Annotated in this window: 16 protein-coding genes; 9 read left to right on the plus strand and 7 right to left on the minus strand. The window is 72.6% G+C overall.

Annotated features, from left to right (window positions below):
• Nucleotides 1–62: 62 nt before the first annotated feature.
• Nucleotides 63–536: a Dps family protein gene (locus V2S66_RS28145; protein ID WP_330799532.1), complete on the minus strand. Its 474-nt coding sequence runs from the start codon at nt 534–536 to the stop codon at nt 63–65.
• A gap of 280 nt (nt 537–816) precedes the next feature.
• Here V2S66_RS28145 and V2S66_RS28150 point away from each other — a divergent pair, with 280 nt between their 5' ends.
• Nucleotides 817–1,623, plus strand: a complete 807-nt coding sequence (locus tag V2S66_RS28150; protein WP_330799533.1) for an alpha/beta hydrolase — start codon at nt 817–819, stop codon at nt 1,621–1,623.
• Between the two features lie 57 nt (nt 1,624–1,680).
• On the opposite strand, the gene V2S66_RS28155 is transcribed toward V2S66_RS28150, so the two are convergent.
• Nucleotides 1,681–4,422 (minus strand): AAA family ATPase, encoded by a 2,742-nt coding sequence (locus tag V2S66_RS28155; RefSeq protein WP_413966506.1) that lies wholly within the window; start codon nt 4,420–4,422, stop codon nt 1,681–1,683.
• Nucleotides 4,423–4,767: 345 nt separating this feature from the next.
• On the opposite strand from V2S66_RS28155, the gene V2S66_RS28160 reads away from it, so the two are divergent.
• The 3 genes from V2S66_RS28160 (at nt 4,768) to V2S66_RS28170 (ending at nt 8,451) form a co-directional block, all read left to right on the plus strand.
• On the plus strand, nt 4,768–5,781 hold the full coding sequence (locus tag V2S66_RS28160) for a class I SAM-dependent methyltransferase (protein WP_330799535.1): 1,014 nt from the start codon (nt 4,768–4,770) through the stop codon (nt 5,779–5,781).
• A 388-nt stretch (nt 5,782–6,169) separates the two neighbouring features.
• Nucleotides 6,170–7,798 carry a tannase/feruloyl esterase family alpha/beta hydrolase gene (locus tag V2S66_RS28165; RefSeq protein ID WP_330799536.1) on the plus strand — a complete coding sequence of 543 codons (1,629 nt, stop codon included), beginning with the start codon at nt 6,170–6,172 and terminating at the stop codon, nt 7,796–7,798.
• Nucleotides 7,799–7,842: 44 nt separating this feature from the next.
• Entirely contained in the window at nt 7,843–8,451 is a 609-nt protein-coding gene (locus V2S66_RS28170) for a DUF308 domain-containing protein (protein ID WP_330799537.1), read from the plus strand.
• Nucleotides 8,452–8,584: 133 nt separating this feature from the next.
• On the opposite strand, the gene V2S66_RS28175 is transcribed toward V2S66_RS28170, so the two are convergent.
• Complete coding sequence (locus V2S66_RS28175; protein ID WP_330799538.1) at nt 8,585–8,995, minus strand: DUF2255 family protein; 411 nt, start codon at nt 8,993–8,995, stop codon at nt 8,585–8,587.
• A 202-nt stretch (nt 8,996–9,197) separates the two neighbouring features.
• On the opposite strand from V2S66_RS28175, the gene V2S66_RS28180 reads away from it, so the two are divergent.
• Together V2S66_RS28180 and V2S66_RS28185 are read left to right on the plus strand one after the other, a co-directional pair.
• The gene (locus V2S66_RS28180) at nt 9,198–10,124 is read left to right on the plus strand and encodes an alpha/beta hydrolase (RefSeq protein ID WP_330799539.1); all 927 of its coding nucleotides are present in this window, start codon (nt 9,198–9,200) and stop codon (nt 10,122–10,124) included.
• Nucleotides 10,125–10,140: 16 nt separating this feature from the next.
• Nucleotides 10,141–10,629: a nuclear transport factor 2 family protein gene (locus tag V2S66_RS28185; protein ID WP_330799540.1), complete on the plus strand. Its 489-nt coding sequence runs from the start codon at nt 10,141–10,143 to the stop codon at nt 10,627–10,629.
• On the opposite strand, the gene V2S66_RS28190 is transcribed toward V2S66_RS28185, so the two are convergent.
• The 4 genes from V2S66_RS28190 to V2S66_RS28205 form a co-directional block, all read right to left on the minus strand.
• Nucleotides 10,592–13,495 (minus strand): helix-turn-helix transcriptional regulator, encoded by a 2,904-nt coding sequence (locus tag V2S66_RS28190; protein WP_330799541.1) that lies wholly within the window; start codon nt 13,493–13,495, stop codon nt 10,592–10,594. The two genes, V2S66_RS28185 and V2S66_RS28190, sit on opposite strands and share 38 nt — an antisense overlap.
• 245 nt (nt 13,496–13,740) lie before the next feature.
• Entirely contained in the window at nt 13,741–14,607 is an 867-nt protein-coding gene (locus V2S66_RS28195; RefSeq protein WP_330799542.1) for an alpha/beta fold hydrolase, read from the minus strand.
• Between the two features lie 237 nt (nt 14,608–14,844).
• On the minus strand, nt 14,845–15,636 hold the full coding sequence (locus V2S66_RS28200) for a creatininase family protein (protein ID WP_330799543.1): 792 nt from the start codon (nt 15,634–15,636) through the stop codon (nt 14,845–14,847).
• 82 nt (nt 15,637–15,718) lie between these two features.
• Complete coding sequence (locus V2S66_RS28205; RefSeq protein ID WP_330799544.1) at nt 15,719–16,795, minus strand: alpha/beta fold hydrolase; 1,077 nt, start codon at nt 16,793–16,795, stop codon at nt 15,719–15,721.
• Nucleotides 16,796–17,093: 298 nt separating this feature from the next.
• On the opposite strand from V2S66_RS28205, the gene V2S66_RS28210 reads away from it, so the two are divergent.
• The 3 genes from V2S66_RS28210 (at nt 17,094) to V2S66_RS28220 (ending at nt 24,456) form a co-directional block, all read left to right on the plus strand.
• Entirely contained in the window at nt 17,094–19,883 is a 2,790-nt protein-coding gene (locus tag V2S66_RS28210) for a helix-turn-helix transcriptional regulator (RefSeq protein WP_330799545.1), read from the plus strand.
• A 145-nt stretch (nt 19,884–20,028) separates the two neighbouring features.
• Nucleotides 20,029–20,520, plus strand: a complete 492-nt coding sequence (locus V2S66_RS28215; protein WP_330799546.1) for an SRPBCC family protein — start codon at nt 20,029–20,031, stop codon at nt 20,518–20,520.
• Between the two features lie 732 nt (nt 20,521–21,252).
• On the plus strand, nt 21,253–24,456 hold the full coding sequence (locus V2S66_RS28220; protein ID WP_330799547.1) for a non-ribosomal peptide synthetase: 3,204 nt from the start codon (nt 21,253–21,255) through the stop codon (nt 24,454–24,456).
• Nucleotides 24,457–24,478: the final 22 nt, after the last annotated feature.

Genomic DNA, 24,478 nt, shown 5'->3' on the forward strand with positions numbered 1-24,478 from the left:
CCCCCCCCCCCCCCCCCCCCCCCCCCCCCCCCCCCCCCCCCCCCCTTCCGGGCCGGAACTCCTCAGTCCCGGTTCTCGGCCTGGAACATCCAGCTCTGCTTCTCCAGGTCGGCGGTCAGGCCGATCAGCAGGTCCTGCGTCACGGCGTCCGCGGGACCGGTCTCCTCGATGCGCTCCCGCACCCTCTCGACGACGGCGGAGAACGTCCTGACCAGGGCGTCGACGGCGTCGACGTCCCGCGTCCAGCCCGCCGGGAACCCGGGCAGGCCGCTGGTGGCGGCGACGGTGGCCGCCCGGCCGTCCGGGCTGACCCCCAGCGCGGCGGCGCGCTCGGCGACCAGGTCGGCGTAGTCGCGCGCCGCGGTGACCACCTCGTCGAGCTGGAGGTGGACGGAGCGGAAGCGCGGCCCGTACAGGTTCCAGTGCGCCTGCTTGGCCACCAGGGACAGGTCGAGGAGGTCGACCAGGGTCGCCTGGAGGGCGGTCCCCGCGATCTCGCGGTCCCTGTCCCGCAGTGGGCTCTTGATGAACGTCATGGGTGTGCGGTTCCTTTCGCGGTCTGTCACCGGCACACCCATTGTCGAAGCCGTGTGACCCTCGCGGAATCGGTCGTTTGACGGCGGATCGACGAGCCCGGCGGCCGTGTGTCCCGCGCTCGGACGCGCAGGGGCCGCCGCCGAGGTGGTGAGCGGGCGCACACCGCGGGCCGGCGACATTCAGTCATTCGACTGTCGCCCCGGGCCCGGCGCTGAACGATCCTTGAACAGTCGCCGGCCCGCCCGCTGCCGGGCGGCCCCCTACCCGGAGGAACCCGCTGTGAACCGTACTCCCGTCGTCTTCATCCACGGCGCGTGGCTGCACGCCCTGTCCTGGGAGTCGTGGGTGGAACGCTTCGCCAACCGGGGCTTCCTCGCCCTCGCGCCGGGGTGGCCGGGGGAGGCCGCCGCCGTACAGGACGCGCGCACGTCGCCCGAGGCGCTCGGGGAGGTCACCCTGGACGCGCTGACGGACCACTACGGGCGGATCATCCGGTCGTTCGACGCCCGACCGGTGATCGTCGGGCACAGCGTCGGGGGACTGATCGCGCAGCACCTCGTCGGCGCCGACGCCGGCCGGGCGGCGGTGGCCATCGCCTCCGCCCCGATCAACGACGTCCCCCTGCCCGCCGCCCCCGCCGGGCTGTGGACCCCCGGCGGCTCCGGCGCGGCCGATCCGCTGGTGTCCCTGTCCGGCGAGCAGTTCCACCAGATGTTCGCCAACACCGTCACGGCTCAGGAGTCCGACCTGCTCTTCCAGCGCTATGCGGTGCCCGCCCCGCGCCGCCTGCTCGCCGACCTCGGATGCGGCGGCGGGGTCCGCAGCCCGCGCGCCGCCGCGGACGTCGCCAACACCGGCCGCGGTCCGCTCCTGCTCATCTCCGGGCAGGAGGACCGGCTGGTGCCCGACGCGGTCACCCGCACCGTCTACAAGCAGTACGGCGACTCCACCGCCGCGACCGACCTGAAGCAGTTCGCGGACCGCGCCCACTCGCTGGTCATCGACAACGGATGGCGCACGGTCGCCGACCACGTACTCGGCTGGCTCGAGGAACACGCCGTCCACGCCCGCCACCCGACGGTCTGAACAGCCGGCGGCCGGTCCGCGAGGCAGCCACACGTGGGCACCCGGGGCCGCCCCTGGTCACGCGGTCTGATCGGGCGTCCCGCCCAGCGCGTCGCGCAGCGCGGCGCGCGTGGTGACACCCAGCTTGGGGAAGGCGTGGTAGAGGTGCGAGCTGACGGTGCGCGGCGACAGGTGCATCCGCTCGCCGATCTCCTTGTTGGTCAGGCCGCCGGCGGCGAGATCGGCTATCCGGCGCTCCTGCCAGGTCAGCGCCGCGAGGTGCGCCGTCGAGGCGGGGGCGGAGGCGCTGGTGGCGCTGAGTTCGGCGCGGGCGCGCTCGGTCCAGGCGGCTGCGCCGAGCCGCTCGAAGGTCTCCGCCGCCAGGGTCAGCGACGGTCGTGCGGCCTTGCGCCCCTGGGTGTGCCGCAGCCGGGTGCCCTGGGCCAGCCTGATACGGGCCAGCTCGAAGGGGAAGGCTGCGGCGCCCGGGTGGGTCTGCGCACGGTGGAAGAGGTCGTCGGCCTCCTGCGGATCGCTGGTGGTCATGGCGAGCGAGCCGTAGGTGAGCAGCGCGAGGCGCGGGGAGATGTCGGGCAGCCCGGCGTCGCGGGCCGCGAGGGCGTGCGTGCGGGCCTGTTCGGAGCGCCCGGTGGCCAGTGCGGCCTCGACCAGGTCGAGGAGGGTGCGGGAGGCCTGGTGGGCGTAGGGGGTGAAGGAGCCGGGGGGCGTGATGCCGATCGCGTTCAGATAGGCGGCCTCGTAGTCGCCCTCGCTGAGAGCGGCCATGGTGCCGACGGCGTCGGCGATCTGGGTCAGGAAGCCCACTCCGCGCGGGCGTGCCCAGGTGTCGACCATCGCCTGCAGCTCCCGCGCCTGCTCCACCTCGCCGCGCAGTGCCGCCACCAGGCCGAGGTACCCGCGCGTGTGGAAGCTGAACAGCGGGTGGTTCAGCCGCGTCGTCAGGTCCAGGGTGCGCTGTCCGGTGCGCTCGGCCTCGTCCCACTCGCCGACCGCGATCTGGTCCAGCATGATCAGGTTCAGCATGGTCATGGCGTCGGCCACCGCCCCGGCCTCCACCTCGCGCTCCACGGTGCGCTGCAGGAGCGGCCGGTACCGGCTCAGGACGTCCACGTGGTACGCGGCCACCCCCAGCCGGGTGATGTCCCACGGCTCCAGGTCACGCAGGTGGGCGAGGGCGCTCTCCACCCGCTCGTGCACACCCGCGCCGCGGCGTACCACGTCGCCCCAGGCATCCTGGTAGACACGCGCATGCGGCGACACCAAGTCGCCCAGCGAGTCCAGGAGTTGGTGAGAGCGTTCCCACATGTCCGCGTCGCCCACGTACTGGTTGATGGCCAGCAGCAGCACGACGAGGCGCGTGAGCGCCTCGTCCCGCTCCTGGACCCCGCTGTCGCGCAGGGTGCTGATCGCCGCGAAGACCTGGCGCTGCGAGGACCGCAGGTCCCCTTCCTCGAAGAGCGCGGCATAGGCCGAGGTGACCACCGAGCTGGGGGAGTCGTGGTCGTCCAGGCCGGAGTCCGAGCGGACCAGCTGCTGGGCGTGGTGCAGCCGGCCGGAGTGGCCGGCGATGTAGGCCGCGCTGCCCAGCCGCCTGGACCGCTCCTCGTGGCTCTCGCTCAGCTCCGCGGCCCGCGTCAGCCAGGCCACCGCGGTCAGCGCGCCGCCCCTGCGGGTGGCGGAGTCGGCGGCGGCCTCCAGCGCGGCCGCGACCTCCTCGTCCGGGTCGACCGCGCAGGCCGCCAGGTGGGTCGCCCGCCGCTCCAGGTCGTCCCGGTGCACCCGCGCCAGCGCGGCGTGCGCCGCGCGCCGCTCGTTGGGCGTCGCCATCTGCACGACGGCGGAACGCACCAGCGGGTGCCGGAAGACGAAGTCGCCGGTGAGCGGGTCGACGTCCAGCAGGCCGCACTCCACGGCCTCGCCGGCGTCCGCCATGCGGAAGCGGGAGCCGCCCGCCCGGCCAGCCGCCGTGCCGGCGCGGACACCGTCCAGGGCGCCGCGCAGCAGCTGCGCGCGTACCGCGCTGTCGAGGGCCTTGATGCGCGAGGCGTACATCTGCTGCAGCCGCTGCGGCAGCGGGACGCCGGTGTACCCGGACAGCTCCACCGGGTCGCGCCCGGCGCGGTTGCCGCGCACGTAGGGCGGCAGCTCCAGCAGGGCCAGCGGATTTCCTTGCGCCTCGTCGAGGACCAGGCGGCGGATCTGCGCGTCCAGGCCGGGATGGTGCCGGTCCAGCAGCTCCTCCGAGGCGCTCTCCGACAGGGTGGCCACCGCGAGTGTGGGCAGGGCGGCGGTGTCGAACCCGGAGGACACGTCGGACCGGAGGCTGACCACGAGCCGCACCGAGCTGCCGGTGAGCCGGCGCCCCACGAAGCCGCACACGTCGGTGCTGGCGGTGTCCAGCCACTGGCCGTCGTCGACCACCAGCAGCAGGGGCCGCTCCGACGCCGCGAGCGCGAGCAGGTCCAGCACGGCGATGCCGAGGGTCATCGCCGACGGAGGGATGCCCCCGCCCCGGCCGAAGACGACGTCGAAGACCTCCCGCTGGCCGCTGTCGAGCTCGTCGATGCAGGAGAGGAGCGGGTACAGCAGCTGGTGCAGGCCGGCGAACGGCAGGCCCGACTCGGCCTCGACCCCGGCCGCCCTGATCACCTGCTGCCCGTCGTCCGCCGCGAGCCGGACGACGTGCTCCAGCAGTGTGCTCTTGCCCACGCCGGCGTCGCCCTGCAGCACGAGAGACCTGCCACCCGGGGCCGTCACGAAGCCTGACAGCACCTCCTGCTCCCGCCCGCGGCCGACCATGGTCTCGACGATCGACTCCACCGTCCCCCACTCCCTTCACCCAAGAAGCCTCGCCCGCCCGAACGCTCTCGCGAGCGAGCGAGCGGATGAATCGCGCCATGCCCTGGCGATATTACGTTGCTCCGCGCCCGAGCGGGTGACACGTGTGTCCGGTTTCCCGCCCGGCCGCCATGGCGACCTCCCCGCGCCCCGTCCGTGACCGGCGAGGACGCCGGTCACGGGAGCCCGCCGTGTGTGAACACCCCGACATGTGAACGCCTGCGCGGAACGCATACCTGCCTGTGTCAGCATGCACACGTACACCGTGACACCCATGCGTCCCAGCGGCGCTCCTCCGGAGGCATCATGCCCGCCACACCCGACCCCGCCCACTCCGCCCATTCCGCCGACTCCGCCGAGCCCGCGGCGAACCCCGTTCTGCCGCTCGGTGAGAACCCCGTCGCCGTGCTGGAAGCCGCCGTGTGGGCCATGGCGGCGATCGTGGGCACCCAGCGGCAGGCCCTGTCGGAGCCCCTCGCCGACGTGCTCCGCGCCGATCCGCAGCGCACCGCGGTCCTGGAGAGCGTGGGCCTGGTCCGCCGGGGCGCCGACGGATTCGCCGTGCACCCTGCGCTCCACCAGGCGGACGCGGCGACCGCGAGCAGCGCGGTGGAGGCGAAACTCAGCTCGCTGCGGCAGGCCGTGGCGGCCGCCGCCGCCGACGGAGCGGGCGCCCCCGCGGCCGGCTGGGGCGCGCAGGCCGACGAGGTGCTGCTCCACCAGGGGCGCGCCTCCGCCGCGACCGGCCGGGCGCTCGCCGCGAAGATCGTTCCGCGGCTCGCCGGGTGCGCCGAGCGGCTGGCGGCCGATGGCGGCCGCATCCTCGACGTGGGCGCCGGCGTCGGCGCGCTCGCCCTGGCGCTGGCCGAGGGCTTCCCTCGCGCGCGGGTGGAGGGCATCGACGTACTGGAGCGCGCGGTGGGCCTGGGGCGGGCCGAGTTGGCCGCCGCGGACCCCGCGGTGGCGGCCAGGGTGTCCCTGCACCACCGGGACGCGGTGGAGGTGTCGGAGAAGGAGGCGTACCAGCTGGTCTGGTTGCCGGCTCCCTTCCTCTCCGAGGAGGCGCTGCGCGCGGCCTTGCCGCGCCTCGCCGAGGCCCTTGTGCCGGGTGGCTGGCTGGTCGCGGGGACCAACTCCCTCGCGGACGACGCGTTGCGCCGGTCCGTCGGCCGCTGGACCGCGGTGCGCGGCGGCGGCAACTCGTTCGACACCGCGCGTATGACCGTGGAGCTGGAAGCGCTCGGACTGACGGAGACGAACACCTTCCCCACGGTTCCTGGCGGTCCCGTCCTCGTCGCGGCCCGGCGCCCCGCGCGCTGAGCGCCGCCCCGGTGCCGATGGCCCACCGCCCACCGCCCATCCTGCCGCACACCGCACACCGCACACCGCACACCGCACACCGCACGCCGCACACCGCACGCCGCACACCGCACACCGCACACCGCTCGCTGGGACGCGGTGAGGACAGGACCGTCAACTGACTGATGCGAGGTGTGCGGCGCGCGGCCACAGTGGTAGCGGGCCACAGCGTTCCAGCCCACTCGGTGGGGAGGACAGATGTCCTTCCGTCACCGCTCTAACCAGTGATACAGTCTGGCTCGGTCCTCGGTGCTCCGTACGTTCTCCGGTCGCCCGACCGTCCTGCTCGTGTGACGTGCACATACGTCGCAGCAGCCAGGCGCACACCTACTTCCTGGATGGGAAAGCGATGAAGAAGAAAGTTCTGACCGTGCTCGCAGCCGCCGTGCCGCTGGCCGCCGCGGTGGTCTACCTGCCGACCGCCTCGGCGGAACCCCGTGCGAGCGCCACGCCGTCGCCTGCGGGGTGTGTGGCGCCGTCGGTGAAGGCGCCGGCCGGCACGGCGGTGGAGTCGGTGACGGCGGCCCGCCAGGCGGGCGGCACCATCCAGGGCACCGGGGTGCTGGGCGGCTCGGTCACCGGCGTCCCGGCGTTCTGCCAGGTGACGGTCGTCCTCACCCACCCCGGCGACGGCGATCACGCGAAGGTGCAGACGTGGTTGCCCCTGACCGGCTGGAACGGCCGCTTCCAGGGGCTCGGCGGCAGCGCCTACCTGGCCGGCGACAACGGTGTGGGCCTGGGGACCGCCGTCAAGGGCGGCTACGCGGCGACCACCACGGACGCCGGCGTCGGTGACGCCCTCGACACCAGCTGGGCGCTGAACGCCAAGGGCCAGGTCGACACCGCCCTGCTGAAGAACTTCGCGTCCCGCTCCCAGCACGAGGCGGCGGTGGTGGGCAAGCAGGTCGTGGACGGCGTCTTCGGCAAGCAGGCCTCCTACTCCTACTTCACCGGCTGCTCCACCGGCGGCCGCCAGGGCTACATGGAGGCCCAGCGCTACCCCGGCGACTTCGACGGCATCCTCGCCGACGCGCCCGCCGTGAACTGGGACGAGTTCGAGGTCGCCACCCTGTGGCCGCAGGTGGTCATGAACAACGAGAAGACCTACCCGACCGACTGCGAGTTCAACGCCTTCACCGACGCCGCGGTCAAGGCCTGCGACCCGCTGGACGGAGCCAAGGACGGGCTGGTCAACGACGCGTCCCGGTGCGACTTCGACCCGCGCAAGCTGATCGGCACCAAGGTCGTGTGCAAGGGTGAGACGCTGACCATCACGGCGGCCGACGCGAACGTGGTCCGCAAGATCTGGGACGGCCCGCGCACCACCTCGGGCGAGAAGCTGTGGGCGGGTGTGCCGATCGGCGCCAGCCTGCCGGCTCTGGCGGGCCTCAACCCGCCCGACGCGGACGGCAACGTGACCGGCGCACCGTTCCCGGTGCCGCAGGCCTGGGTGCAGCTCTGGCTGAAGCAGGACCCGTCCTTCGACGTCTCGACGATCACCTACAGCCAGTTCACGCAGCTGTTCAAGCAGTCCGAGGCCGAGTACGACAAGGTCATCGGCACGGACGACCCGGACCTGTCCTCCTTCCGCGCCTCCGGCGGCAAGCTGTTGACCTGGCAGGGCCAGGCCGACCAGTACATCCCCGCCGACGGCACCGTGCAGTACCGCGACCAGGTCGTGCGGCAGACGCGCGGCGGCGCACAGAAGGTCGACGACTTCTACCGTGTCTTCCTCGCCCCGAACACCGCCCACTGCGGTCTCAACGGCCTTGACGGCTCCACCGACGGCCTCGCCGCGCTGACCTCCTGGGTCGAGCACGGCAAGGCTCCGCGGACGCTGCCCGCCACCCTCATCAACGCCTCCGGCCAGGCCGTCTCCCGCGACCTGTGCGCCTACCCCGAGGTGTCCGTGTACAAGGGCCACGGCGACACCGCCGCGGCCTCCAGCTTCCGCTGCGTCCTGCCCCACCGGCACTGACCCGGTCGGCGACGCAACTCTGACCTGAGAGAGGCCGAACCATCATGAGCACGCACACATCGGCACCGGCGCCGGCGTCGGCGCCGTCGATCCGGGCGGGCGAGGGCGAGCGCTCCTCCCTGCTGAGGCTGTACCTGGTACGCGGTGTCCTGGCCCTGGTGTGGGCCGCGGTGTTCGCCGGAGCCCACGACGACGTCGACGCCCTGGCGATCACGCTGCTGGTCGTCTACCCGCTGATCGACGCGGTGTCCTCGCTGATCGACCACCGGGCCACGCCTGAGGGCTCGGAGCGCAAGGTCATCGCGTTCAACGGGGCGCTCAGCACGCTGGCCGCCGTCGGGATCGGCATCGCGGGCGCCGGCGGCGTGGTGCCCGTGCTCCATGTGTTCGGTGCCTGGGCCATCGTCTCCGGCGCCGCCCAGCTGATCGTCGGGTGGCGGCGGCGCGGTCCCGAACTGGGCAAGCAGTGGCCCACCCTGATCTCGGGCGGACTGTCCTTCCTCGTCGGCATCACCTACAACATCCAGGCGGCGGGCGACAATCCCTCGCTCGACGTGCTGTCGGTGTACGCCACCGGCGGCGGCGTGTGGTTCGTCCTCCAGGCCCTGCTGCTGGGCTGGAAGGCCCGCCAGCTGCGCACCCGGACGACCTGAAGGACCCACGCGGTCGACATGCCCCGGCCCGCGCCCTCACGGCGCGGGCCGGGACCCCGCGGGGACCGTGTGCACACGTGCGCCGCGGGCGGACTAGCCGGCCACCGCCGGAGCCGGACGCGGGGCCTGCCGCTCAGCGGGCCGGCCCGGGCGCCGGGTCGATCCGGATGGTGGCGGCGCGGGCGGCCGGGCCGGCGACGAGGGCGGCGGCCGCCGGCCCGTACTTGGCACCGAAGGCGGCCTCCAGTCCGCCCGGCGGTTCGACGTCGCCGGTGGTGAGGACGACGTCGCGGGCCACCGGGCCCAGCCGGATGCTGCCGTGCCCGTGCTCACGGGCCGCCTGGTACCAGCGGGAGCGAACGCCCCGGTAGGCGCGGACGTACAGCGCGCCGTCCACCATCACCATGCCGATCTCCACGCCCGGTGCGCCGCCGTCTCCGGCGGTCAGGACGAGGGAGTGGGCCTCGCGGAGTACCGCACGGTCCTCGGCCGACCAGGGGTTCGGCCCCGCGACCGGGCGTGCGGTGTCAGGTGTCTGTCTCATGCTCCCAGTGTCGTACGGCCAGGTCCCGCGCGGCACAGGTGTGAGGGGGTACGTTCGGTCCCCGGCAGGAACCTGCCTCTCCCGGCCTGGGAAGGGGAGGCGGACGATGAACATGTGCCCGGTACGAACCGTGCGGGCACCGCCCCCACCGACAGGTGCGGCGGCAACAGGAATCCCGTGTCATCTTCAGGAGAGTGCCCTCATGGCCAGGACCAGTGTCACCTTCGACAGCGCCGGCATCGACATCGCCGGTCACCTCTACACCCCCGACGCGCCGGCGTCGGGCCCGCGGCCGGCGGTCGTGGTCGGTCACCCCGGCACCGGGGTCAAGGAGCAGGCGGCCGGACTGTACGCGCGGCGGCTGGCCGAGCAGGGCTTCGTCGCCCTCGCCTTCGACTCCGCCTACCAGGGCGAGTCCGGCGGCCTGCCGCGCGGCCTGGAGGACCCGGGGCACCGCGTGGAGGACCTCAAGGCCGCCGTCTCCTACCTCACCGCTCTCGCCGAGGTCGACGCGGACCGCATCGGCCTGCTGGGCATCTGCGCCTCCGGCGGCTACACGCTGACGGCCACGGCCGCCGACCACCGGGTCAAGGCGGTGGCGACGGTCAGCGGTGTCGACATCGCCCGCCAGTTCCGCTTCGGCGCCGACGGCGACCAGGACCCGGCCGTCTTCCAGGGGATGCTGGACGCCGCCGCCCTGGCCCGCAGCGCCGCCGCCCGCGGCGAGGACCCCGGTGTGATGCCGATCTTCCCCGAGACGGCCGAGCAGGCGGGCGCGCTCGGCGGCGAGCACGGCGTGGACGGGTTCGACTACTACTGCACCCCGCGCGGCGCGCACGAGCGCTCCGCGAAGTTCTTCGTCTGGGAGAGCATCGACAAGCTGGCCTTCTTCGACGCCTTCTTCGCCGTCCCGCTGATCGGTGACCGCCCCCTCCTGCAGATCGTCGGCCGCCGCGCCGTGACCGCGTGGATGGCCGTCGACGTCCACCAGCGCGCCGTCGGCCCCAAGGAGCTGCACTGGATCGAGGGCGCCGGCCACGTCGACCTCTACGACAGGACGGAGTACGTCGACCCCGCCGTCGCCAAGCTCACCGAGTTCTACGCGGCCCACCTGGGCGCGGCGAACTGAGCCGCGGGGAGCAGACATGTCCACAACACCCACGGCGGGGCCTTCGGGGCCGCCCGGTGATCCGATGCCGAGCCACCGCGCGATCGAGAACCTGATCGCGCGGTACGCCGAACTGGTGGACGACGGGGACTTCGCCGGCCTCGGCGCGCTGCTCGCCGACGCCGTCTTCACGGGCGGCGGAGAGCCGGTGCGCGGGCGCGACGCGATCGAGCGGATGTTCCACGACACGGTGATCGTCCACGGCGACGGCACGCCGCGGACCCAGCACGTCACCACCAACGTCGCCGTCGAGGTCGACGAACGGGCGGGCACGGCGGTCGCGCGCTCGTACGTCACCGTGCTGCAGGCGCTGCCGGACCTGCCGCTGCAGCCCGTCGCGGGCGGCCGCTACCACGACCGCTTCGCACGCCGGGACGGTCGGTGGCGCTTCGTGGAGCGGCGGGTCCGCATCCTCCTGGTCGGCGACGTCAGCCGTCATCTGCGTCAGGCCGCCGCCGGGCGGTAGGCCGCGACCCGGCGGTGGGGCGAGGCCGGCCGGGATCGCGTACCGGGTCCGCCGCGCCGGGCGGCACCCGACCGCCCTCCTGGCCGGCGTCCAGAGCCGAGAGCGCGTCCCGGAGCGCCGCGCGCGAGGTGATCCCCAGCTTGGGATAGATCTGGTAGAGATGCGTGCCGATGGTGCGGTGCGAGAGGAACAGCCGCTCGGCGATCTGCTTGTTGGTCAGCCCGGTCGCGGCAAGCGTGGCGATCTGCAGCTCCTGCGCCGTCAGCTCCACCCGCCCCGGCCTGGCCTCGGCCGGCGCGGACCGGCCGCTCGCCCGCAGCTCGGCCGCGGCACGCGCCACCCACGGCGCGGCGCCCAGCCGCTGGAAGGCGGCCAGCGCCAGGTTCAGCTGCTCCCGCGCCTGCGGGATGGCACGCGAACGGCGCAGCCGCTCCCCGTGGAAGAGCCGCACCCGTGCGGTGTCGAAGGGCCAGCGCTCAGGACCGGGCAGCGCGAGTGCCCGCTCGAAGAGGGCGGCGGACTCCTCCTCGCCGGGAGCGGTCAGCGCCTCGCAGGCCAGGACCAGCAGTTCCAGCCGGGGTGAGAGCGCTGCCATCGCGGATTCCCGCATCGCCGCCGCGTGGGCGGCGGCCTCCTGGTCCCGGCCGGTCCGCAGGGCCGCCTCGACCAGGTCCATCGTCCCCCACATGGCGATCGGGAGGTACGGTCGCACGCTGCCGGGCGCGCTCAGCTCGCGGCCGTGCCGGTAGGCGGTCTCGAAGTCGCCGTCGCCGAGGGCGGCCAGGGCGCGGGCGTGGCAGGCGAAGAACCGCGCGCCGTGGACGCCGCGGGGCGCCGCCCAGCGGACGATCTCCTCGGCGAGGGCGGCACTGGTCTGCCCGTCGCCCCGAGCGGCGGCGACCAGCGCGTCGATGTACTGGAAGTACCAGGCGAAGAACCGGTAGTCGTGGTCCGCGCACAGGGCGAGTCCCTCGCCGGCCAGCTGCGCCGCGTCGTCCCACCGGCCGAGGTGGAAGTAGTCAAGGCCGAGGTGCATCAGCGCGCCGAGATGCCTGCGGACGGGCGCGGTGCCGGCACGGCCCTGCTCCACCAGCCGGCGCGTCGCCCACCGGAACTCGCCGAGCCGGTCGGCGAAGACCGCGGCGGTGCCGACGCGGACCACCCGCGCGGGGTCGTCGCCCACGGTGGCGATCAGCTGGGTCAGCCCCGGCAGCGCCTCCGCTCCGGTACGCGCCGGATCGCCGAAGGTCTGGACGATCACCCGGAGCAGCTCGGGCGGCTCGGGGGTGAGCCGGTCCACGAAGGTGAGCAGCGGACGCCACAGCTCCGGGTCGCCGCCGTACCAGCACAGCAGCACCAGCAGGTGCAGCGCCTCGATCAGGGCGGCGTCGTGGGCGTCGTAGCCGTGGTCCCCCGACTCGATCGCGCCCACCAGCAGCCGGTGGGCGGTGTCCATGTCGCCGTCCCTGTTGATCAGCAGGAACGCGGACGCCGCCGCCGCGTGCAGCGACTGCTGCCCGGTGCCCGGATGGACGAGCCTGGCCCCGGCGAGCAGCCGGGAGGCGTCCTCCAGCTCTCCGCCGGAGTCCACGCCGACATAGGCGGCCTCGGCCAGCCGGCGGCTCTCGTCGGGCGCCGCCGGACTCAGCCCCGCGGCGCGGGCCAGCGCGGCCACCGCGCCCAGCGCGTCGCCGCGCCGCAGCCGGCTGCGCGCGGCCTCCTCCAGCAGGGCGGCGACCTCCTCGTCAGGACCCGCCGCGGCCTCCCCGAGGTGCCAGGCGCGCCGCTCCAGCTGATCGCCGAGCGCGTCGGCGAGTGCCCGGTGGGCCCGTCTGCGCTCCGCGGCGGTCGCGATGTCCACCACCGCGGCGCCGATCAGCGGATGCCTGAAGAACAGTCGCCGGTTGTCGGCCGAGACCGTCACCAGCTGCTGGCGCTCCACCGGGGTCAGGTCGTCGACGGTGGCCCGGCCGGCCGCGGCGGCCTCGATCGCGGCGAGGTCACCCGTGCCGTCGAGGGCCGCGATGAGCAGCAGCGCCCGGCCGCGCTCGGGCAGGCCGGCCACCCGCGAGGCGAACATGGCCTGGAGCCGTTCGCCGAGCGGCAGCACGGCGGGCAGCGTCGCGCCGGTCGCGCGCTGCTCGGCGGAGAGCGCCCTCGGCAGCTCGACCAGCGCGAGCGGGTTGCCGTGGGCCTCTGCCGCGACACGGCGCCGTACGGCCGGGGAGACGTCGGGGTGGGCGAGGCGGAGCAGTTCCGCGGACGAGGCGTCGTCCAGCGGCTCCAGCGTCCGCTGGGACAGGCCGCTGGACTCGAAGAAGCTGTCGGTGCCGTCCCGGGAGGCCGCGAGGAAGCCGATGCGGCTGCCGATGAGCCGCCGGGCCACGAAACCGAGCACGGCGTTGGTGGCGCGATCCAGCCACGGCAGGTCGTCGACGACGATCAGCAGCGGTGTCCGGACGGACAGCAGCCGGAGCAGCAGCAGCGCCGCGGTCGAGGTCACCAGGCGGTCGGGCGGCGATCCGCTGCCGATGCCGACGGTGACCCGCAGGGCGTCGCGGTGGACGTCGTCGAGGATGTCGAAGTCGTCGAAGAGCGGCAGGAGCAGCTGGTTGAGCCCGGCGTAGCCGATGTCCGCCTCGAACTGCGCGCCGGCCGCGCGCAGTACCCGGGCGCCGTCCCGAGCCGCGCGGCTGGCCACGGCGTCGAGCAGGGCGGACTTCCCCACCCCCGCCTCGCCCGTGACCAGCAGGGCCGCTCCCTGGACCGCGGAGTTGCCGAAGAACGAGCGGAGGAACGCGAGGTCCTCGTCGCGTCCCACCAGCGGTGGGGAGGCCGGTCCGCCGTTCTCTTCCAGGTCGTTCATCGTGCTGCCTCCAACGGCCGACGTGCGGGTGCCCGATGCCGCGCGCCGGGCCGACTGCACCGGCTCCGGCACCGGGTTCCCTTCGGCCCATGCGGTCATCGGAGTCTAAAGGATGTCCGAAAATCGCCCCTGTGGCGGTCGGTGGCCGGCCCGAGTGCGCCGCGGCCGCACACCCGTGAGGTGTGCGGCCGGGGAGGACGTGGCGTGCGGGGAGGGTGCCGAGAGGGGCGGGCCTCCCCGGCGGGTCAGCGGACTACGGCGCGGGCGGCCCGCTCGATCACGTCGGCGACCAGGTGGGGGTGGGAGACGGCGACCGAGTGGGAAGCGGCGACCTGAGTGGTGTGGGCGTGGGCGCGCTCGGCCATGAAGCGCTGGACGGCCGGCGGGATGTTGAGGTCCTGGGTGGTGATGATGTCCCAGCTCGGGATGGTCTTCCAGGCGGCGGTGGTGGCCTTCTCTTCCAGCGCGGACTGCGCGATGGGGCGCTGCTCCGCGGCCATCAGGGCCGCCTGCCCCGCGGGGACGTCGGCGGCGAACTGGTGGTGGAACCTGTCCTGCCGGATGTAGAGGTCGGTGGCGGTGGAGCCGTCGGCCTGCTGGTAGGTGACCGGGTCGAGGGCGTCCGGCAGGGTGGAGCCCGGGTACTTGTTGGTCAGCTCCAGGGCGCTCTCGCCGGGTGCGGGCAGGAAGGCGGCCACGTAGACCAGGGCCTTGACGTCATGGTCGCCGGCGGCGGCCTCGCTGATGACGTTGCCGCCGTAGGAGTGGCCGACCAGGATCTTCGGGCCCTTGATGTGGTCGAGGACCGTGCGCAGGGCAGCGGCGTCGGAGGCCGGACCGCGCAGCGGGTTCGCGGCGGCGACGACCGGGTATCCGTCGGCGCGCAGGTCGTCGATGACGCCGTTCCAGCTGGAGCCGTCCGCGAAGGCCCCGTGCTCCAGGACGACGGTCGGCTTCGCGTGACCGGCGGCCTTCGCGGAGTCCGCGGCATCCGCCGGCTTGGTCGCGCCGCTGGCAGTGCCGCTGAGGGCGAACGCGCCGAGCGCCAGACCCGCCGTCAGCGTCGAGCCCAGACCGATCGCGAGCCGCTTGCGTCCACCCTTGATACTCATCACGACAACCCCTTCAGACATTTCGACAATGGACCGGACGGTGTCGCGCCGTGCGTCACCGTTCTGGATGGTGATGAATCTGCCATGCGATTCGTCACCTGTCAAGACGGTGACGACTCTTGGGGTGTGCGGTGCGGACGGCGCCGCGCGCACGGGAACGCCGATGCGGCCGGGAGGGCGTCCTCGCCCGTCCCGGCCGCACAGGTGAGGGGCCGCACGGTGCCCGTGACCGTCCGGTCAGCCGACGGAACCGGGCGAGGGCGGGAGCGCCGGCTTCGCCCACGGATCGCGCACGATGATGTCGGCCAGCGCCTGCGCGCAGCCGGCGAGCATCGTCTCGCCCTTCTCCGGGCTCGCCACCCGCCCGTCGCCCGCGACACCGGACTCGGTGATCCGCTCGAAGGGCACGGCCATGTACACCGGTTCCGTGGACTCCGCGGGAAGCGTGATCCGCGGTCCGTGCGCCTCGGCCAGGTGCTCGGCCCTGACCAGGTCGGGGTGGGCGGCCATCATCATGGACGTCTCTCCCTCACAGGCGTGCATGAGGCCGTCCTGGGTCTGGAGGGTCGCCCGCACCACCTCGCGTCCCGCGCCGAAGTAGCTGGCGAACGCGATCGGCGTCGCCAGCTCGACGGTCAGCTCGGTCGTCAGGGCGTTCAGGGCGGTCATGTTCCCGCCGTGGCCGTTGACGATCAGGATGCGCGAGAAGCCGGCCCGGATCACGGAGCGGCAGATGTCCCGCAGCAGGGCGTGCAGCGTGGCCAGGCTGAGCGTGAGCGTCCCGCCGAAGGCCATGTGGTGCTCGGAGAGGCCGGTCGGGACCGAGGGTGTCACCACCACCCCGGTGTGCCCGCCGGCCAGCCGCGCCGCCCGCCGGCAGACCTCCGCGGCCAGGAAGTCGTCCACGCCGGTGGGCAGATGGGGGCCGTGCTGCTCGGTGGCCCCCACCGGCAGCAGCACCACCGCGTCCCCGGCGGCGAGCGCGCGCAGCTCGGCGGCGGTCAGACGGTTCCACTGGACTTCGCTCATCAGGGGCTCCTACGGGAGGGGTTACGGGCCCGACCCGGCGTGCGAGCCGCCGGGTCGGGGACGCCGGTGGTGGGTGCGACGCTCAGAGGTGGTCGGCGTCGACGACGGCCTGCGCGAAGACGGTCGGCGCCTCCTGCGGCAGGTTGTGGCCGATGTTCGCGATCGTGCGGTGCTGGTAAGGACCGGTGAAGTGGTCGCGGTAGGACGCGCCGTCGCCGGCCGGGGTGAAGGGGTCGAGGGCCGGGTCGAGGGTGATGGTGGGGACCCCGATCGTGGGGACCGCCGCGAGCTGCTTCTCGTAGCGCTCGTAGTGGCGCTCGCCGTCGATGAGGCCGATGCGCCAGCGGTAGTTGTAGAGGACGATCGCCGCGTAGTCGGGGTTCTTGAACGCCTCGGCGGTGCGCCCGTAGGTGGCGTCGTCGAAGTTCCAGTTCGGGGAGACGAGGGTCCACACGTAGCGGCACAGCGCGATGCGCTCGGTCTCGTTCTCCATGGCCTTCTTGCCTCGCTCGCTGGCGAAGTACCACTGGTACCACCAGTTGTGCTCCACCGCGGGCGCGGCGGGCGCCAGCTGCGACGCGAGGTTGGTGATGACGTAACCGCTGGTGGACACCAGGGCCTTGACGCGCTCGGGCCACAGCGCCGCGATGATGTCGGCGGTGCGCGAGCCCCAGTCGAAGCCGGCGAAGACGGCCTGGGGGATCTTCAGGGCGTCCATCAGGGCGATGATGTCCAGCGCGATGGCGGACTGCTCGGCGTTGCGGGGGGTGTGCCGGGACAGGAAGGTCGTGCTGCCGTGGCCGCGCAGGTAGGGCACGATGACGCGGTAGCCCTGGTCGGCCAGGAGCGGTGCGACGTCCACGAAGCTGTGGATGTCGTAGGGCCAGCCGTGCAGGCACAGGACGACCGGGCCGTGCGCCGGCCCCAGCTCCGCGTAGCCGATGTCGAGGACGCCCGCCTTGACCTGCTTGAGCGTGGCGAACCCGGTGTGGGTGCCGGGGGCGATGGTGGGCACGGTGGGAGCAGGTGTGCCGGCCGGGGCGTGCGAGCCCGCTCCGGCGGTCGCCGCCGAGGCACCGGTCCGCAGACCGGACAGCGAGAACGCGGCCGCTCCCGTGGTGATGCCGGCCGCCTTGCCGAAGGTGCGCCTGTTGATCATGTCGAGATCCTCCGTCATACGTGTGCGATGACCGGCCCCCAGGACCGGCAGCTCACACTCTCGTCCGCGGAGAAACCCGGCGCATCAGTCATGTGACGGTCGGCGCGGGCGCCCGGTGACGGTGGGGGATTCCCGTCGGTCACGTCATCCGTATCCCGAGATGCGCGGCGCGAATATGGACATCGCTTGCGCCCCGATGATTCCATGCGTTAAGGAGCCGAGCGTGGGCACGACGGTTGTCGTCCAGCGCCGGGACCGTGGAGACCCTCGTCAGCGCAGCCTTGGAGACACCAGCCCCATGAACGACCTGGACCATCCGTTCCGCCCCACGTCAGCACGGCTGATCGGGCGGGACAGGGACCTGGCGTTCGTACGGTCCCACCTCACCGGCTCCTCGATCCACGGAGCGGCCCTGCTGCTGTCGGGGGAGGCCGGCATCGGCAAGAGCGCCCTGCTCGACGCCTTCGCGGCCGAGGCCGGGTCGCGGGGTGCCCGCGTGCTGCGGGCGAACGGCGTGGAGTTCGAGGCGGACGTCAGCTACGCCGGCCTCAACCAGCTGCTCGTCCCGCTCTTCGACTCCTTCGACCTGCTGGACCCCGGCCACCGCGACGCGCTGCGGGCCGCGGTCGGCATCGGCGGCGGCCCGCCGCCCAGCCGTCTGCTGACCTCCACCGCGGCCCTGATGCTGCTGCGCCGGATCGCCCAGGACATCCCCCTCCTGGTCGTCGTCGACGACCTGCCGTGGCTGGACCGGGCCACCGCCTCGGTCCTGGGCTTCGTGGCCAGGCGGCTCGTCGGCAGCCGCATCGGCTTCCTCGGCGCCTCGCGCACCACCTCCGACAGCTTCTTCGAGTCGAGCGGTCTCACCGAGCACCGGCTGGACCCGCTCGACGAGCAGTCCTCGGCCGAGCTGCTCGCGCAGGAGCATCCCGGGATGCCCCTCGCCGTACGGCGCCGTATCGCGGCGGAGGCCCACGGCAACCCGCTCGCGCTGGCGGAGCTGCCCGCCGCACTGGACCGCGAGCGGCGCACCGCGCCGGAGGCCGTGCCCTCGGTGCTGCCGCTGGGGGAGCGGCTGCGGACGCTGTTCGCCGCACGGGTGGCCGACCTGCCCGAGCCGTGCCGCGAACTGCTGCTGATCGCGGCGCTGGAAGGCACCGGGGACCTCTCGGTGATCGAAGCCGCGGCGGGCATCGGTGTCGCCGTCGACCTGCTGGAAGCCGCGGAGCGCGATCGGATGGTGGCCATCTCGGCCGCCTCACGCCGGCTGGCCTTCCGGCATCCCCTGATCGGTTCCGCCGTGGTCGCCCAGGCGACGCCCGCCGACCGCCGCAGGGCGCACCGGGCGCTCGCCGCCGTGCTCACCGATCAGCCCGAGCGCCGCGCGTGCCATCTCGGCGAAGCGGCCACCGGCCCGGACGAGACGGTCGCCGGGCACCTGGAACAGGTCGCCCACCTGCGGCTCGGGCGCGGTGACGCGGTGGGCGCGGTGGCGGCCCTCACCCGCGCCGCCGGACTCAGCCCGTCGCCGGCCGACGAGAGCCGGCGGCTGGTGGAGGCCGCCTACATCGGCGCCGACGCCGGCGGCGACGTGGCGGAGGCGACGCGCCTGCTGCGCGGCGCCCGCCGCGTCGACCCCGCCGTGCCGCATTCGCTGCACGGCGCGGCGGTGTCCGCCCTGCTCCACATCAACCAGGAGGGCGACATCAGCACCGCCCACCGGCTGCTGGTGGGGGCGATCGAAGCGGGCGGACACGGCTACGACGCGGCGGACGACGCCCTGATCGAGGCCCTCTTCACGCTGATCACCCTGTGCTGGTACAGCGGCGATCCCGACAAGTGGCAGCCGCTGTTCCGGGCCCTGGACCGGCTCACCCCGGCGGCCCCCGACCTGCTGCGCGTGTGCGCCCAGACCTTCGGCGACCCGGCCCGCACCGGGCACCAGGCGCTGGAACTCCTGCGCCCGCTGCTCGCCGACATCGGAGAGGACCCGACCCGGGTCGTCCGCATCGGCATCGGCTGTGTCTACCTGGACCGGCTGGCGGAGGTACGCGAGGCGTCCCTGCGGCTGGTCGCGCAGGGCCGGGCGGGCACCGCGCCGGTCCGCCGGCATCTGGCCGCCCTGATCCACCTGTGCCTGGACTTCCAGGCGGCCGGCCGCTGGGACGAGGCGCTGCGACTGGCCGGTGAGGGGCTCGGCCTGTGCAAGGAGTACGGCTACCGCTTCTTCGTCTGCAAGTTCCAGTTCGTCCAGGCGCTGGTGGCCGGGGCACGCGGCGACGCGGAGGCGAGCGACGCCCTGTCCGAGGAGATCGACCGCTGGGCCGTCCCCCGCGGCGCCCACGGAGTCCGGGCCCTCGCGCTGCACACCAGGGCGGTGGCCGCGCTGGGCCGCGGCGACTTCGAGGCCGCCTACCGGCACACGGCGGCGATCACCTCGGCGGACCCCCTCGCCCCGTACCAGCCGCATGTCACGATGTGCGCGCTCGACCTGGTGGAGGCGGCCGTCAGAGCGGGCCGGCCGGCCGAGGCCGCCGCGCTCGCGGCAGCTCTGCGCGAGTCCTCCATGGTCGGGCTCTCCCCCCACCTCGACATGATCGTGCTGGCCTGTGCGGCCCTGACGACTCCGGACGCCGAGGCGCTGGACCTCTTCGAGCGGGCGCTGGCGCACGTCGATCCCTCCGACTGGCCCTTCAACACCGCGCGGATACGGCTCTGCTACGGCGAACGTCTGCGCCGCCGGCGCGCCACGAAGGAGGCCCGCGAGCAGCTGGTGCTCGCGGCGAAGGCGTTCGAGGAGCTGGGCGCGGCGCCGTGGGCGGCACGCGCCGCGGCGGAGCTGAGGGCGAGCGGCCACCCGGCGGCCGCCGCCGAGCGGCAGGGCGGGGGAGCGCTGACCGCCCAGGAGCGGGAGATCGCGACGCTCGCGGCGACCGGGCTGACCAACAAGCAGATCGCCGAGCGGCTGTTCCTCTCCCACCGGACCATCGGAACGCACCTGTACCAGGTCTATCCGAAACTCGGCATCAACTCCCGGGCAGCCCTGCGGGACGCGCTGGCCGCCCTGGAAGAGCGTGACCTCGTGTGAGGATGTCTCCGACAGCTCAGTCAAATGACGTATGCCCGGGTACGCCACCGACGGCACAGTGGGGCGGGCACGCCCCGAGGCTGTCGGCCGCCGACCCGTCGCCGGTCCGCCCGGAAGCCGATCAGCAGCACGAAAGAGAACTCGGATGTACGACACCTCGGACAGCCATCCCGACATCCACTGGCCGTCGGGGTTCTCGCCCGCGGACGCCCACAGCTTCCATCGGGCGCAGGGCCTCGTGCACGGTCCGCCGGAGCGGGCCTTCACGCTCCTCACCGACGTGTCGAACTGGCCGAACTGGGTGCCGGAGTGTGAGGAGGTCAGCGCCGTCACCCTGACCCGGACCTTCGAGGTGTTCTGGGCGGGCCACCGCTTCGAGGTCTTCGTGGGGGAGCACGTGCCCCCCCGCCGGATCGGCTGGCTGGGCATCGGCGCGGGCGTCATGCTCTACCAGGCATGGCTGCTCACACCCACCGAGGACGGCACGGAGATCGTGGTGGAGAACGCGGTGCGCGCCGACGGCCCCAGCTCCCTCGACACCCTGTCGCGCGCGTGGGCCGAGCGTCTGAACGAGCTGTGGCTCTCCCAGCTGGAGAAGCTCTCGCAGCCCGCCCCGGGCGCGCAGCCGGAGTCCTGACGGCGCCGGGGCCCGGTCGCCGCTCGGTCGGCACCCGGTCGGCGCCTGCCCGGTGGGGGCTCCGGCCGGTCGAGGCCGCCCGCCGGCGGATCACGTGATCACACGCCAGAGCGGGCGTCACTTTCGAACATCCCATTCTCAATAACCCGTTTCAGCCCGTCAGTATTCACTCACCCCAGTCGCACCACTCGTTTCACCGATACTTTACGAAGGCCGTGTGCACGAGGGATGAAATCGGGTTCTTCGCGAGCCCGGCGGGGTGCCGGAGCGGGCGGCCGCCGGCGAGCGCGCGAGCCGGCCTCGCCGCACCGCTCACGCCACGAAAGCGGACGATCACACTCCGCCCGTCACGCCGATCGATCGTCGCCCCACCAGGAGGGACGTGATGATCGCGCGATGAAAGCGGAATGATCGCATCCGGCTCTCGATCATGAAAGTGAGCGCGCAATCCCTTAACGCCGCCGACCGTCGCGGCCGGCCTTCCCGGCGTCCGTGGAAGGGGCATGAGTGCCGTCGGGTAAATCTTGGGCCGGTGCGACCTTGACCTCTTCGATTCCTTGGTGCAGGGTATCCCGGGGGTCGGAACGTGCGAGAAGTTGTACGATCCCGTACTTGCACTGCTGAAAAACCCGCAGAACTGCTGCTTTTGAACGCCACTTGACGTCAAGGGAGCTTTGTGTGACTTCAGTGCACGACGGAACCGCAGTGGATAAGAAGCAGTCGCTTGCGAGTATGCTTGCACGCGCACGTGCCAAGATCACTGAAGGACCCCGTCCCCGGCAGGACCGGAACAACATTCCGCTCTCGCATTCTCAGAACACCCTGTGGTTCGTCGACCGGTTGCGGCCCGGAATGCCGACCTACAACGTCGCTTTCCTGTTCCGGCTCGAAGGCGACGTCGACGTCGCGGCTCTCAATGAATCCCTCACGAGTATCGTCATGCGCCACGAGGCGCTGCGGTCCTACGTACTCGTGGAGAACGACGAGTACTTCCAGGGCATCGTCGACACCGCAGAGGTCGTCATCGAGCGGACGGCCGTGGAAACCGAGAGCGAAGCCCGCCGGGTCATGGACCGGCTCTCCGGGACGGCGCTCGAACTGACGGAGTTCCCGCTGTGGCGTGCCGCTCTGGTGACGGTCGGCGACAGCGGCCTCCACTACTTCGGCTTCCTCGTCCACCACATCATTTTCGACGGCGTCTCGACGTCGATCTTCTTCGAGGAGCTGGAGCGGGAGTACAACGCGCGGCGGGCCGGCGCCTTACCCGAGGTCGAGCCCCCGACCGTGCAGTTCGCCGACTTCAGCCTGTGGCAGCGCAAGCGCATGAGCGCCGGGGGCTGGCAGGAGAGCGTCGACTACTGGGCCGAGGCGCTCCGCGACGTCGATGTCATGGACATCCCCGGCGACCGCCCCCTCCCGCCCGAGGCGACGTACACGGGTTCCGCGGAGATGAGCTCCTGGCAGGGCCTGGCGGCGCAGGTGAACGATCTTGCCTCGTCCCTGTCGACCACGCCGATCACCGTCTACGCCACCGCGATGGCCTGTCTCTTCAACCGGTACTCCGGCTCCGAGGACGTCATCTTCGGAATGCCGACGGCCAACCGCGGCGAAGTCGAATGCGAGAGAACGATCGGCTTCTTCATCAACATGCTGCCGTTACGCTGCCGAATAGACCCCGATGCGACCTTCCGGGAATGCCTCGCGGATGTGCAGCGCCGATTCCGTGACGGCCAGGCCCACGGACACCTTCCGCTCGAGGAGATCATCGCAGGGGCCGGCGTCAAGCGCGAATCCGCGCGTTCCACGCTGTTCCAGTACACGCTGACGATGAACGAATGGGCGGAACCGCTCCGGCTCGACGGAATCACATCGGTCGAACTCGAGCCCGAGACGACGCACGCGAAGTTCTTCCAGTCGTGGACGGTCACGAAAAACGGTGCGGACCTGGAGGTCCACACCGGCTACAACACCGACGTCTTCGACGCGGCGACGATCCGGAACATGCAGCAGGTGTTCGTCGGAATCCTGCGCAGGGCGATTTCCCTGCCGGACGTCAGTATCAGGCAGTCGTGGGCCCATGACGAGGAATCCCGCAGGGCCCAGGTGCTTCTCGGCAAAGGCCCGGAGACGCCGACGCCCACCGGTAACGCCTTCTCGCATTTCTGCGCGGTCGCCGACGAGCACCCGCAGCGCCTGGCGGTGAGCACCCCCGGCCAGGAGCTGACCTACGCTGAGCTGAGGCGCCGTACCGAGGCCATCCGCGCCCACTTCGCGGCCCTCGGGATCGGCCCCGGCGACCGGGTGGGCGTGGCGCTCGAACCGTCCCCCGACTTCGCCGCGACGGTCCTGGCGCTGATGGCGTCGGGTGCCGTGTACGTCCCGATCGACCGGATGAACCCGCAGAGCCGCATCGAGTCGATCATCGGCAACGCCGCACTCGAACGCGTGGTCTGCGACGAGACGACCGCCGGAATCGCGCCCGCGCTGGAGTTCCGGCTGCCGGCGGACCTCGCGGACCCGGCGCAGCCCGCCCAGCCGGCCCCCGGCAAGGACGACGTGGCGTACCTGATGCACACCTCGGGCAGCTCGGGGACGCCCAAGGGCGTGCTGATCAGCCACGACAACATCCTGGGCTTCATCCGCAACGTCCGGACGCTCTTCGACCTCACCGAGCAGGATCGTTTCCTCGGCTACGCGTCGTGCGGGTTCGACGTGTCGGTCTTCGAGATGTTCGGTGCGCTGCTGACAGGCGCGTCGCTCCACTTCGTGCCGTCCGCGACACGGCTCGACATGACCGCCGTCCAGCGCTTCCTGGAGGAGCACCGGGTCACCGTCACCGACCTGCCGCCGTCGGTCATGAAGCTGCTCGAACCGGCTCCGCTGCACGACCTGCGCATCGTGTTCGTCGGCGGTGAGGCCTTCTCGCACGAGCTGGTGCGCAGCTGGGGCAAGGGCCGCCGGATCTTCAACGGGTACGGCGTCACCGAGTGCACCGTCACCAGCATCGTCGAGGAGCTGGAGGAGCCGCTCGCGCCCTCCGCCCTGCCGATGGGCGCCCCGATGGACAACCACCTCGCGTACGTGCTGGACGCGCAGAACGTCCCCGTACCCCAGGGCGTCATCGGCCAGCTGGCCATCGGCGGCGTCGGACTGGCGTCCGGGTACTGGAACCGGGACGAGGACAACCGGCGGCGGTTCATCCAGGACCCGGTCGGCGGCGACCCCTCGGTGCGCCTCTACCTCACCGGTGACCTGGCACGGCACAACGGCGACGGCCGCCTGGTGTACGTCGGCAGGGCCGACCGGCAGGTCAAGATCAACGGTGTGCGGATCGAGATCGGCGAGATCGAGAGCGCCATCCGCGCCGCCCGCGGGGTGCGCAACGTGTTCGTGCAGGTCCAGCAGGAGCAGGACACCAAGAGGGTGGTCGCGTACTGCGCGACCGGCGGAGCGCGCGACCTCTCCGAGGCGGCCCTTCGTGACCACTGCCGCAAGCACCTCGTCTCCACGATGGTCCCGAGCAGGTTCGTGCTGCTGGACGAGCTCCCGATCAACGCCAGCGGCAAGATCGACGAGCGCGCCCTGCCGGCGGCCGGCGCCGCCGTCGAGCCGGAGACCGAGGACCGGCTCACCGACGTCGAGAGCAAGATGATGACGCAGGCCTTCGGCGCGATCCTGGGCCGCACCGACTTCGCGAAGAACGTCAGCTTCTTCGACCTCGGCGGGACGAGCCTCCAGGCCGCCCAGCTGGTGTCCAAGATCAAGAAGATCTTCGCGACGGACATCTCGCTGGCCGCCTTCTTCGCCGACTCCAGCGTGCAGAGCCTGGCCCTGGAGGTCGAGCGCACCCGGCTGGCCGGTCTGTCTCCCGAGGAGCTCCAGCAGGTCATCGAGCAGATGACCGAAGAGGACGTCGCCCGACTCCTCGCCGAATGACCACCGGGACATCGACCGCAAC

Source organism: Actinacidiphila polyblastidii (assembly GCF_036353415.1).
Lineage (GTDB): Bacteria > Actinomycetota > Actinomycetes > Streptomycetales > Streptomycetaceae > Actinacidiphila > Actinacidiphila polyblastidii.